The sequence below is a fragment of the Nocardioides lianchengensis genome (genome assembly GCF_900101465.1).
In the GTDB taxonomy this organism is placed as follows: domain Bacteria; phylum Actinomycetota; class Actinomycetes; order Propionibacteriales; family Nocardioidaceae; genus Nocardioides; species Nocardioides lianchengensis.
Map to the genome: position 1 here is coordinate 381,670 of NZ_FMZM01000003.1, position 11,937 is coordinate 393,606.

10 protein-coding genes are annotated in these 11,937 nt (G+C 73.9%); 2 read left to right on the plus strand and 8 right to left on the minus strand.

All coding sequences use genetic code 11. From position 1 onward, the window contains the following. Window positions 1-4: 4 nt before the first annotated feature. From BLT76_RS07760 to BLT76_RS07795, 8 genes are all read right to left on the minus strand, one after another. Complete coding sequence (locus tag BLT76_RS07760; RefSeq protein ID WP_090853226.1) at window positions 5-580, minus strand: DUF6801 domain-containing protein; 576 nt, start codon at window positions 578-580, stop codon at window positions 5-7. 84 nt (window positions 581-664) lie between these two features. Then, on the minus strand, window positions 665-1,780 hold the full coding sequence (gene proB / locus BLT76_RS07765; RefSeq protein ID WP_090853229.1) for a glutamate 5-kinase: 1,116 nt from the start codon (window positions 1,778-1,780) through the stop codon (window positions 665-667). Next, complete coding sequence (gene obgE, locus BLT76_RS07770) at window positions 1,777-3,327, minus strand: GTPase ObgE (protein WP_090853232.1); 1,551 nt, start codon at window positions 3,325-3,327, stop codon at window positions 1,777-1,779. The genes proB and obgE overlap by 4 nt, the downstream gene beginning before the upstream one ends. Window positions 3,328-3,421: 94 nt before the next feature. After that, complete coding sequence (gene rpmA / locus BLT76_RS07775) at window positions 3,422-3,676, minus strand: 50S ribosomal protein L27 (protein WP_090853235.1); 255 nt, start codon at window positions 3,674-3,676, stop codon at window positions 3,422-3,424. A 37-nt stretch (window positions 3,677-3,713) separates the two neighbouring features. Beyond that, window positions 3,714-4,022, minus strand: a complete 309-nt coding sequence (rplU, locus tag BLT76_RS07780; protein WP_090853238.1) for a 50S ribosomal protein L21 — start codon at window positions 4,020-4,022, stop codon at window positions 3,714-3,716. Between the two features lie 186 nt (window positions 4,023-4,208). After that, the gene (locus BLT76_RS07785; RefSeq protein ID WP_090853241.1) at window positions 4,209-7,631 is read right to left on the minus strand and encodes an Rne/Rng family ribonuclease; all 3,423 of its coding nucleotides are present in this window, start codon (window positions 7,629-7,631) and stop codon (window positions 4,209-4,211) included. Window positions 7,632-7,982: 351 nt separating this feature from the next. Then, window positions 7,983-8,696, minus strand: a complete 714-nt coding sequence (locus tag BLT76_RS07790; RefSeq protein WP_090853244.1) for a TIGR03936 family radical SAM-associated protein — start codon at window positions 8,694-8,696, stop codon at window positions 7,983-7,985. A gap of 9 nt (window positions 8,697-8,705) precedes the next feature. Next, window positions 8,706-9,884: a winged helix DNA-binding domain-containing protein gene (locus tag BLT76_RS07795; RefSeq protein ID WP_090853248.1), complete on the minus strand. Its 1,179-nt coding sequence runs from the start codon at window positions 9,882-9,884 to the stop codon at window positions 8,706-8,708. Between the two features lie 33 nt (window positions 9,885-9,917). Here BLT76_RS07795 and BLT76_RS07800 point away from each other — a divergent pair, with 33 nt between their 5' ends. Further along, window positions 9,918-11,123 (plus strand): MFS transporter, encoded by a 1,206-nt coding sequence (locus BLT76_RS07800; protein ID WP_244509305.1) that lies wholly within the window; start codon window positions 9,918-9,920, stop codon window positions 11,121-11,123. 10 nt (window positions 11,124-11,133) lie between these two features. Beyond that, complete coding sequence (locus BLT76_RS07805; RefSeq protein ID WP_090853251.1) at window positions 11,134-11,931, plus strand: sulfur globule family protein; 798 nt, start codon at window positions 11,134-11,136, stop codon at window positions 11,929-11,931. Window positions 11,932-11,937: the final 6 nt, after the last annotated feature.

The following is an 11,937-nucleotide window of genomic DNA, read 5'->3' on the forward strand; positions in this document are numbered from 1 at the left end:
CAGGTCAGCGGACCTTGATCTTGCCGATCTTCGCGTTCTCGCCCGGGTTCAGCGAGCAGCTCGCGTTGCTGATCAGCGCGTTGCCGTTCTGGTCCTGGGCACTGAACTTGAACTTCGTCGGCGCCTTGACGACCTGCGTGCCGCGCTTGCGGAGCTTGAAGGCGGCGGTCTTCCCGGAGGCCTTGATGGTCATCGCGCCGCTGGCCGGGACGGCCTGGTTCTTGAAGGCGACGTTCTTCAGGGCGACCTTGGTCTTGCCGACCGTGGCCTTGGCGCCCGCCGCGTTGCCGGACAGGCTGGTGATGCCGAACCCGCGCAGCGCGGTCGCGAGCTCCGGCGACAGCACGACCTTGAGCACGACCGTCTTGGCCGGAACCTTCTTGCCCTTCTTCACCTTCTTGGGGAGCGGCGCCTTGGTCGTCACCGTCACCACCTGCGGACCGAAGCTGGTCTGGCAGGTGTAGTCAGCCTTGCCGGAGACGGCGGCCTGCGCCGACGGCGAGACAGCGACGAGGGCGGCGGAGCCGACGGCGAGAGCCGCGCCGAGCGCGGCGATCCTGGACGTGATCCGAGTGGTCAAGATGTTCCTCCTGGTCGTGGCGCGCCCTCCCGGCACGCCGCTCCCCCGACCGTAACGCGCGTCACAAAGTGCCCGACAGTGGGGTCAGAGCAGCACGAGGTCGTCGCGGTGCACGACCTCCCTCTCGTACGCCGCCCCGAGCTCGCGCTTGAGGTCCTGGCTGGACCGGCCCACCAGGCTCGGCACCTCGCTCGCGTCGAAGTTGACCAGCCCGCGGGCCACCGGGACGCCGTCCGGCCCGACCAGGTCGACCGGGTCACCCGCGTGGAACTCGCCGGTGCACCCCGTGACCCCGGCCGCCAGGAGCGAGGCCCGGCGCTCCACCACGGCGCGCACGGCCCCGGGGTCGAGCTGCAGGGTCCCGTGCGGCTCGGTGGCGTGCGCCAGCCAGAGCAGCCGGGTGGGCCGACGCTTGCCGGTCGCGTGGAAGAGGGTTCCGACCGGCTCGCCGGCCACCGCGGGACCGGCCTGGTCGGCCGAGGTCAGGACGACGGGGATGCCGGCCCCGGTGGCGATCCGGGCGGCCTCGACCTTCGTCTCCATCCCCCCGGTGCCCACCCCGGCGGCCCCGGTCCTGCCGATGCTGACCGCGGCCAGGTCCTCGACCCCGTGCACGTCGGTGACCCGCGAGGCGCCCGGCGTCCGCGGGTCCGCGTCGTACAGGCCGTCGACGTCGGAGAGCAGGACCAGCAGGTCGGCGTGGACCAGGTGGGCGACCAGCGCGGCGAGCCGGTCGTTGTCGCCGAACCGGATCTCGGTGGTGGCCACCGTGTCGTTCTCGTTGACGATCGGGAGCACGCCGAGCTCCAGCAGCTTGGCGAAGGTCTGGTAGGCGTTGCGATAGTGGGAGCGGCGGGTGACGTCGTCGACGGTCAGCAGCACCTGGCCGGCCGTCAGCTCGTGACGGCGCAGCTCCTCGGTGTAGCGGTGCACCAGCAGCCCCTGGCCCACCGAGGCCGCGGCCTGCTGGGCGGGCAGTCCCTTCGGACGGCGCTTCAGCCCGAGCGGGGCGAGGCCGGCCGCGATCGCACCGGAGGAGACGAGCACGACCTCGGCCCCGCGGCTCCGGGCCGCGGCGAGGACGTCGACCAGCCGCTCGACCCGGGCGGGGTCGATGCCGCCGGCCGCCGTCGTCAGCGAGGAGGAGCCGACCTTCACGACGATCCGTCGCGCGTCGAGCACCTCCCGGCGCAGGCTCACCCAGCCGTCCCGGGGTCGTCCTCGGCCCAGTCCGGGTCGTCGGCGGAGCCGATCTCGTAGGACATCGGGCCGACGCCGGAGCTGCGGGCGCTCTTGTCGATGCGCCGGGCCACGTCGGCCCGGGTCTCGCCCTCGGCGCGCTCCCCCAGCGCCTCCTGGATCTCGCGACGGCGGCCGTGGGCGGGCCGCTTCTCGTCGAAGCGCTGGTCCTCGCCGCGCCGGCCGAGCATCTCCGCACCGGCCTCGATGCCGGGCTTGAAGTCGAAGACCACCGCGTTGTCGGGGTCGCCGATCAGGACCGTGTCACCCTCGACCGCACCCAGCTTGACCAGCCGGGTCTCGACCCCGAGCCGGTTGAGCCGGTCCGCGAGGAAGCCCACGGCCTCGTCGTTGCTGAAGTCGGTCTGGCGCACCCAGCGCTCGGGCTTGGTGCCGCGCACCCGCCAGCCGTCGCCGTCCTGGGTGACGGTGAAGTCGTCGCCGCCGTCGGCGCTCGGGGGACGCAGCACGATCCGGGTCGCCTCGACGACCTCCTGCTCGGCGCGGGCCCGGGCGACCAGCTCGGCCATCGCGAAGGTCAGCTCGCGGATGCCCTCGCCCGACGCGGCCGAGATCGGGAACACGCGGTAGCCGCGCTCGCGCAGGTCGTCGGCGGTCATCTCGGCGATGTCGCGACCGTCGGGTACGTCGATCTTGTTCAGCGCGACCAGCCGCTCGCGGCCCTCGAGCCCGCCGTACTGCGCGAGCTCGTGCTCCATGGCGTCGAGGTCGTCGGCGGGGTTGCGGCCCGGCTCGATGGTCGCGGTGTCCACGACGTGGAGCAGGGCGGCGCAGCGCTCGATGTGGCGCAGGAAGTCGTGGCCCAGGCCGCGGCCCTCGCTGGCCCCCTCGATGAGGCCCGGGACGTCGGCGACCGTGAACGTCGTGTCGCCGGCCTTCACCACGCCGAGGTTGGGGACCAGGGTGGTGAACGGGTAGTCGGCGATCTTGGGCCGGGCCCGCGAGATCGCGGCGATCAGGCTGGACTTGCCGGCGCTCGGGTAGCCGACCAGGCCGATGTCGGCGACCACCTTCAGCTCGAGGACGACCTCGATCTCGTCGCCGGGCTCGCCGAGCAGCGCGAAGCCGGGGGCCTTGCGCTTCGACGAGGCCAGCGCGGCGTTGCCGAGCCCGCCGCGACCGCCCTGGGCGATGACCATCTCGGTGCCGGGTCCGACCAGGTCGGCCAGCACCTCGCCGCCGCGGGTCTTGACGACCGTGCCGTCCGGGACCGGCAGCACCAGGTCGGCACCGTGCCCGCCGTTGCGGTGGGCGCCGGCGCCGTGGCCGCCGTTCTCGGCGGAGCGCTTCTTGCTGTGGTGGTAGTCGATCAGCGTGGTGACGTCGGGATCGACCCGCAGCACCACCGACCCGCCCGGGCCACCGTTGCCGCCGTCAGGCCCCCCGAGCGGCTTGAACTTCTCACGGTGGACCGAGGCCACGCCGTGGCCGCCCCGACCGGCGCTGATGTGCAGCGTCACCTCGTCGACGAAGGTGGGGACGGCCATGGTTGGTTCCTTGCTCTCAACTGCTCATGAAATGGACGAAGGACGCCCCGGAACGGGACGCCCTTCGGTGCTGCAGGTGGGGGTGAGCGTCAGCTCACGCGCCCGGGACGATGTTGACGACCCGGCGCCCCCGACGGGTGCCGAACTCGACCGCACCGGCGGCCAGCGCGAACAGCGTGTCGTCGCCGCCACGGCCCACGTTGGCGCCCGGGTGGAAGTGGGTGCCCCGCTGGCGCACGATGATCTCGCCCGCGTTGACGAGCTGACCGCCGTACCGCTTCACGCCGAGGCGCTGCGAGTTGGAGTCGCGACCGTTCTTGGTGGACGCGGCGCCCTTCTTGTGTGCCATGAGTTCAGTCCTTTTGGGTTGCTGCCCGAGCGGTCGCTCAGAGGGAGATGTCGGTGACCTTGACCTGGGTGTACTTCTGGCGGTGGCCCTGGCGCTTCTTGTAGCCGGTCTTGTTCTTGTACTTCTGGATGATGATCTTCGGGCCCTTGGTGGCGCCGAGGACCTCGACGGTCACCGAGGCCTTGTCGAGGGCCGACGCGTCGGAGGTGACGGTCTCGCCGTCGACGGCGAGGACGACGGGCAGCGTCAGCGTCTCGCCGACCCCGGTCGTCACCTTGTCGATCTCGATGACGTCGCCCACGGCAACCTTCTGCTGCTTGGCGCCAGCGCGCACGATCGCGTACACCGCGGTCTCCTTCGTCGAATCTCGTCTAGCTTCGGGTGGTTCGTTCAGCCTGCAGCATGCTCCGGGGCGCCGACCGTCCGCTTGGATCAGCGGTGGGCCACGCAGAGCGGCACGCATGAACGCACCGAGGGTCAATAGTACGGATGGGGACCGGCCACAGCAATTCGGCGGCCGGCCCCGCACCGGCTACCGCTTGCGGGTGCCCTTCTTCTTCACGGGCACGTGCTCGATCACCGGGGTGTCCTCGCCGTCCTCGGCCTCGGACTCCCCGGTCCCAGGCTCGATCGCCGCCTGCTCGTCGACGGGCGGGCCCGCCGGCCGGTTGGCCGCGCGCCCACGGGTCCGGGTGACGACCTTGGGGGGCTCGGGCGCCGTCGCCGGGGCGGCGGGCTCGGCCTGCTTCTCGGGCTCGGGCACCGGCGCCGTCTCGACGACGATCGGCTCCACCGGCGCGGTCGCCGCCTCGGGCTGGCCGGCGGGGCGGTTGGCGCTGCGCCGGCGCGTCCGGGTGACGACCTTCGGGGCCTCGGGCTCGGCCGGGGTCTCCGCGACCGCCTCCAGGACCGGCTCAGCGACCTGCTCGGGGGTGGCCTCGACCGGCTCGGGCGTCGGCTCGGCCTCGACCGCCTCGGGGGCGGACTCGGTCCGACCACCGCCGCGACCGCCACGACGGCTCCGGGTCCGGGTGACGACCTTCGGGGCCTCGGGCTCGGCCGGGGGCTCCACGACCGGCTCCACGACCGGCTCAGCGACCTGCTCGGGGGTGGCCTCCACCGGCTCGGGCGTCGGCTCGGCCTCGACCGCCTCGGGGGCGGACTCGGTCCGACCACCGCCGCGACCGCCACGACGGCCCCGGGTCCGAGTCACGACCTGGGGGGCCTCGGGCTCGGGCGCAGCCTCCACGGCCGCGTCGGCGACAGGCTCGACGGCGGGCTCGACGGCGGAGTCCTCCGCGGCCGCGGCGTCCTGACGGGCCATCGCGGCCACGTCGGCCGGCGTCGGGGGCTTGGGCGGCTGCGGGGCGGGAGCAGCGGAGCCCTCGTCACCACCGCGACCACGTCCGCGCCGGCGACCACCACGGCCACCGCCTGCGGAGCCGGCGCCCGAGCCGGAGCCACCGTCGTCGCCGCGGCCGCCGGACTCGACCGGGTGGTCGTGCACGACGACGCCCCGGCCGTGGCAGTGCTCGCAGTTCTCGCCGAACGCCTCCAGGAGGCCGGTGCCGATCCGCTTGCGGGTCATCTGCACGAGGCCCAGCGAGGTGACCTCGGCGACCTGGTGACGGGTCCGGTCGCGGCCCAGGCACTCGACCAGGCGGCGCAGCACCAGGTCGCGGTTGGACTCCAGGACCATGTCGATGAAGTCGACGACGATGATGCCGCCGATGTCGCGCAGCCGGAGCTGGCGCACGACCTCCTCGGCGGCCTCGAGGTTGTTCTTGGTCACCGTCTCCTCGAGGTTGCCCCCGGAGCCGGTGAACTTGCCGGTGTTGACGTCGACGACCGTCATGGCCTCGGTGCGGTCGATGACCAGCGAGCCGCCGGAGGGCAGCCAGACCTTGCGGTCCAGCGCCTTGGCGATCTGCTCGTCGATCCGGTGAACCGCGAACACGTCCTTGCCGTTCTCGCCCGGCGTGAACCGCTCCAGGCGGTCCTGCAGGTCGGGGGCGACGTGGGCGACGTAGCCGCTCACGGTCTCCCAGGCGTCGTCGCCCTCGATGACCAGCTTGCCGAAGTCCTCGGTGAACAGGTCGCGGACGACCTTGAGCGTCAGGTCGGGCTCGCCGTACAGGAGCTGGGGCGCGCCGCCCTTGGCCTTCTTCTCGATGTCCTCCCAGCGGGCCTTGAGGACCTCGACGTCGCGGGTGAGCTCCTCCTCGGAGGCACCCTCGGCCGCGGTGCGCACGATGACGCCCGCGCTGTCCGGGACGATCTCCTTCAGGAGGGTCTTCAGCCGGGTCCGCTCGGTGTCGGGCAGCTTGCGCGAGATGCCGCTGGTGGTGCCGTCGGGCACGTAGACCAGGAAGCGGCCGGCCAGGCTGACCTGGCTCGTGAGCCGGGCCCCCTTGTGGCCGATCGGGTCCTTGCTGACCTGCACCAGGACCGACTGGCCCGAGGAGAGGACCGACTCGATCTTGCGCGGCTGGCCGTCCTTGTGGCCGAGGGCCGACCAGTTGACCTCGCCGGCGTAGAGGACCGCGTTGCGGCCCTTGCCGATGTCGATGAAGGCCGCCTCCATGGAGGGCAGCACGTTCTGCACGCGGCCGAGGTAGACGTTGCCGATCAGCGAGGTCTGCGACTCGCGAGCGACGTAGTGCTCGACGAGGACCTTGTCCTCGAGGACGCCGATCTGGGTCAGCTCGTCGCGCTGGCGGATCACCATGACCCGGTCGACCGCCTCGCGGCGGGCCAGGAACTCGGCCTCGCTGACGATCGGCGCCCGGCGCCGGCCGGCCTCACGGCCCTCCCGGCGACGCTGCTTCTTGGCCTCCAGGCGGGTCGAGCCCTGGAGGGAGGTGATCTCGTCCTCGGCGTTGCGGGTACGGCGAACCCGGGTCACGGTGTTCTCGGGGTCGTCACCGCCCTCGCCGCTGTCGTCGCCCTGCCGGCGACGGCGGCGACGCCGACGCGAGCTGCCCTCCCCGGAGGACTCCTCCTGCTCGTCGGCCGGACCGGATCCGCTGTCGTCCCCGGACTCCTCGGAGGGGTCGGCGGCCTTGTCGCTGGCCTTGTCCTCGCCACCGGAGTCGCCGCTCTTGCGGCGGCGGCGGCCGCCACGACGGCGCCGGCGACGGCCGCCACCGGAGCCCTCGCCCTGCTCGTCGTCGCTGTCGTCGTCGCTGTCGTCGTCACCGTCGTCGGCGTCCGTCTCGGCGTCCGTCTCGGCGGCCTGCTCGTCGTCCTGCTCGTCGGGGTCCGCCGGCGTCTCCGTGGCGGGCTGCTCCTCGGAGAGGAGGTCGTCGAAGGTCACCTCGTCCGTGGACGCGGCGGCCACCTCGGCCGCGGCCTCCTCGGTCTCCTCCTCGGGGGCGGGCTCCGGCGCGGGAGCGGCAGCCTTCTTGGCGGCCGTCTTGCGGGTACGGCGGGTCCGGGTCGTCGTGACCACCGGCGCCTGGAACAGCGGGGCCACGCCGGGGGCGACGGGAGCGTCCGAGGCGGCCTCGGGCGCGGGCTCGACCACCGGCGTCGCCTCGACCACGGGGTCCGGCTCGGCCTCGGCGGCCGGCGCGGCCGCGGTCTTCTTGGCCGCGCGCTTGGCCGGGGCCTTCTTCGCGGCGGCCTTGCGGGCGGTCTTCTTGGCCGGCGCGGCGGGTGCCTCGTCCGGCGCCGGCGCGTCGGTGGCCGCCTCGGGAGCGGCCTCGACCGGAGCGGGCTCGACCGGGACGTCGAGCGGGAGCTCGGCCGGGGCGTCGGCAGGGGCGGCCGCGGTCTTCTTCGCGGCCCGCTTGGCCGGGGCCTTCTTGGCGGCGGCCTTCTTGGCGGGCGCCTTCTTCGCCGCGGCCTTCTTGGCGGGCGCCTTCTTGGCCGCGACCTTCTTGGCGGGCGCCTCGGCCTGGGTCTCGGCCGGCGTCTCGGCCGCGGACTCGGTGGGGGTGATGTCGTCGGGCATGTGCTGCTCCTCGGGCCCGTCCCGGGACGGGGCGGGTGTCGTGCACCGCGACCCGCGAGCTCAGGGCCGTCGGCGCAAAGCCTGGCGGTGGCGGCGACCCCCTCCGCGTGTGCGCCGCCGGGAGCCGATACGTCACCTGCCGCGGTCGCTGGGCCCCGTCCCCTGTCCGGGACGGTGTGGCCGACCCGCTGTCACCGAGCCTGCCGAGCCGCGTCGCGGTCTGGCGACGACCTGCACCCGCCGTGCCGCCCCTTCTCTGGGACCGGCGAGAACGTCGTCGGATCGGTTCCGGCGGAGGCTTCCGCGCGTCATCGACCGTGGCGAGTATCGCACACGGGTCGTGAATGTCCGCTAACTCGACCCGCCGAGCGGGTCGCCGACCGTGCCGTCCGCCCCGAGCGGACCCTGCGCGACCCGGGTCAGCAGCGGGGCCTGCCCGGCCTCCAGCCCGGCCACGGACCGGAGCCCGGTCAGCACGTCGTCGGGTCGGACCGAGGGGACCCCGTGCCGCAGCACCAGGTCGAGCCGGGCACCGCCGTCCCGCGGGCCGGCCGTCAGGCTGACCACCGCGCCCCGACAGTCGAACTCGCGCAGTCCCTTCTTGGTCATCCGCTCGACGCTCACCGACTCCTCGGCCAGGAACGCCTCGACCGCCGCCGCAGCGGCCTCGGGGTCGGCCGCGACATCGAGGGTCCAGTTGCTGGCCTCCAGCAGGTCGCTCAGCGACCCGCCCGGGGACTCGGCGATCGCGACCACGTCCAGCCCGTCCGGGAGCGCCTCCTCGAGGGCGACCCGGACCTCGACGAGGTCGACGACCTGGGCAAGCCCGATCTCGAGGTACTCCGCCTCGCTCGCCGACCCGGTCGGCGCGGCGCCGGCGTACGAGATCCGCGGGTGGGGGTTGAAGCCCGACGAGTAGGCCATCGGCAGCCGGGCCCGGAAGACCGCCCGCTCGAAGGCCCGGCTGAAGTCACGGTGGCTGGTGAACCGGAGACGGCCGCGCTTGGCGTACCGGATCCGGAGTCGCTGGACCGGTGGGGCCTGCTGCTCGGGTTGCTGACGCACCGGCCAAGGCTACGCGCGGTCGCGAGCCCGCATCGCCACCGAGGGGTACACCGTGCTGATCCGGTGGCCGTCCAGCCACCGGGTGAGGCGGACCGCCTCCTCATCGAGGGCGGCCCGCCCCGCGGCCGGCAGATCCTCGAGCAGCCGGACCTCCACGACTCCGTCGGGGTCCTGGACCCAGCAGCCCACGATCCGTCCGTCCCACCACGCGGTGGTGCCGGCGTTGCCCGCGCTGTCGAAGAGGGACGGCGCGTGCCCGCCGAGGTAGAAGCCGCGCTCCTTCCAGCCCATCACCGTCGGGTCCAGCACCGGCAGCAGCGCGGCCCACGGCGCCACCGCAGGCTCGGGGTCGACATCCTCGGGGAGCAGCCAGCCGGTCCTCCCGCCGTCGAGCGAGACCGCGACGGCGTCGATCTCTGCCAGCGCGAGCCGGACGGCGGACTTCGTGGCCCCCAGCCACCAGACGAGGTCGGCCTCGGTCCCGGGCCCGAAGGTCCGCAGCCAGCGCCGGACCAGCTCGACGTACCCCTCGGCCTCGGGAAGTGGGTCGGGCCGCTCCCCCAGCCATGCCTCCATCGCCGTCCACAGCGGCCGGGACGTGCGCCAGTGGACCGCGTTGCGGCCGCGCACCACCGCCCCTTCGAGGCCGAGCTGGGTCAGCACGCGCGGGGTGACCTGAACCTCCTGGGCCCACTTCCCGCTGCCCAGGACCACCTTGCCCGCGGCGAGGGGCGTCTGCTCGCGGACCTGCTGGGCGGACAGCTCGCGGCCGTCGGCCAGCAGCTCGAGGATCGCGGCGCGGGCCTCGGCGAGCCACGCGGGACCGTCGGCCGCGAGCCCCCCGAGCGCGACGTCCTTCTCGAGCCGTACGCCGTGCGCGCGAGCGACCCGGGCGGAGGCGCTCCCCCACGCGGCCGGCAGCAGTTCCCGCGGGAAGACGAAGAGGGTACGGCGCATCGCGAGCTGCTTGACCAGCGTGCGGTCGTCGTACAGGGCGCGGTCGACGTCGGCGACGGAAACTCCGGGGACCCGGGCCCACAGAGCCAGGTGGACGCTGGGTGCCTCGGTCGCGTGCAGGACGGTCAGCGCACGGGTCGCGGACACCACGTCGGGCAGGCCCGCGTCGCCGGCCAGGCCGTGACGGCGGGCCAGGCGGGACCGGCGCTCGGTGTCGGGGAGGTGCCGCACGCCGCCATCCTGCCGGGTGGCAGCATCGGCCGGGTGTCCCGCCGCACCGTCCCCCTGTTCCTCGTCGGGCTGGTGCTGCTGTCGGTGAACCTCCGGCCCGCGGCGGTGAGCGTCGGACCGATCCTCGACGAGCTCCGGGCGGCCTTCTCGATGTCGCCCGCCGCGGCCGGCCTGCTCACCTCGTTGCCGGTGCTGGCCTTCGCCTGCTTCGGCGCACTCGCACCGGCGGCGGCCCGCCGCGTGGGCGTGCACCGGACGACGCTGCTGGCGCTGCTCGCCCTGGTCGCCGGCCTGGCCGGGCGTACGGCGACCTCCAGCGAGCCCGTCTTCCTCGCCCTCTCGATGCTCGCGCTGGCCGGGATGGCGGTCGCGAACGTGCTGCTGCCGTCGCTGGTGAAGCTGCACTACCCCGACCGCGTGGGGCCGGTGACCGCCCTCTACACGACCGTCCTGTCCGTCGGGCTGACCGCGGCCCTGGTGCTGACCGTGCCGATCTCGGACACCTTCGGCGGCTGGCGCGCCGGCCTGGGCACCTGGGCGGCGCTCGCGCTGTTGGCGGTGCTGCCGTGGGTCGGGCTGGCCGCGCGGGACCGGGCCCTGGAGCCCGCTCCACGCCGGATCGGTTTCACCGACGTGGCCCGCACCCGGCTCGGCTGGGCGATGGCCGGCTTCTTCGGGCTGCAGTCCCTGCAGGCGTACGCGGTCTTCGGCTGGTTCGCGACCCTGTGGCGCGACAGCGGCTACTCGGCGACGACCGCGGGCGTGCTGGTCGGGCTGCTCGCCGCCACGGCCATCCCCTTCTCGCTGTGGCTGCCGGCGGTCCTGGGTCGCTCCCGCGACCCGCGGCGGATGCTGGTCGCGGTCGTCGGCTGTTACCCGCTCGGCTACCTGCTGCTGATCCTCGCCCCGCACACGCTCGCGGTGCCGGCCGCGCTCCTGGTCGGGATCGGGACGACGACCTTTCCCCTGATCCTGACCCTGATCGGGCTGCGCTCGCGGACCGCCGAGGGCACCGCGGCGCTCTCGGCGTTCACGCAGGCGACCGGCTACCTGATCGCCGGCCTCGGGCCGTTCGGGATCGGGCTGCTGCACGACGCGTCCGGCGGCTGGACGGTCCCGCTGGTCGTCCTCGTCGCCCTGACCGTGCCCCAGCTCCTCGTCGGCCTCCGGCTGGCCCGGCCGCGGCACCTCGAGGACGAGCTCGCCGGGTCGCCCTCGGTGGAGCCGTCGAGGCGATAACGTTCCGCCCGTGACCCAGCCCCCGCCGTACCCCGGCACCCCCGAGCCGTCGGACGAGCCGGGCGGCGCCACCCCGCCGCCGATCCCGCCCACCCAGCAGCCGCCGACGTACGGCGCGCCGGCAGCGCAGCCTCCCGCCTACGGCAACCCGTACGGCGCCCCGCAGCAGCCGGCGTACGGCGCCCCCCAGCAGCCCTACGCCCAGCCGTACGGCGGCGCCTACCCGGGCGGCCCGGGCCAGGACCAGCCCTCCAAGGGGATGGCCATCGCCGCGCTGGTGCTGTCGTTCCTGGCCTGCACCTTCGTCGCGGGCGTCGTGGCGATCGTGCTGGCCATCGTGGTGCTGGTGCGCGGCAAGGACGGCCGCAACCACGGCAAGGGCCTGGCCATCGCCGCGCTGGTCATCAGCGTCCTGGTGATGCTCGCGACCGTCGGAGTGATCGTGCTGGCCGCGGACTTCGTCGAGGAGCAGTCGATCGACAACCTCGAGACCGGCCAGTGCATCGACGCCGAGAACCTGACCGACGCCAGCTCCGACTCGATCGGCCTGATCGACAAGGTGTCGTGCACCGGCGACCACGACGGCCAGGTCGTCGCCACCTCCACGCTCACCGCGGCCCAGGCGTCGGCCGCGTCCGACGGGATCGACTGCACGCCCCTGGTCGAGCAGAGCCTGATGGCCACCCTCGACCCGGAGGAGATCGAGATCTACGGCCTCACCCAGGACACCAGCCCGGAGACCGGCGACGCCGTCGCCTGCGTGGCCGTCCGCGCCGACGGGGAGCAGCTGACCGAGAAGCTCGGCTGAGCCCCG

Bases quoted from the DNA above. Each gene is read 5' to 3' on its own strand.
- rpmA (WP_090853235.1), bottom strand. From the start codon at position 3,676: ATGGCACACAAGAAGGGCGCCGCGTCCACCAAGAACGGTCGCGACTCC.
- BLT76_RS07785 (WP_090853241.1), bottom strand. From the start codon at position 7,631: ATGCCCGACGACATCACCCCCACCGAGTCCGCGGCCGAGACGCCGGCC.
- obgE (WP_090853232.1), bottom strand. From the start codon at position 3,327: ATGGCCGTCCCCACCTTCGTCGACGAGGTGACGCTGCACATCAGCGCC.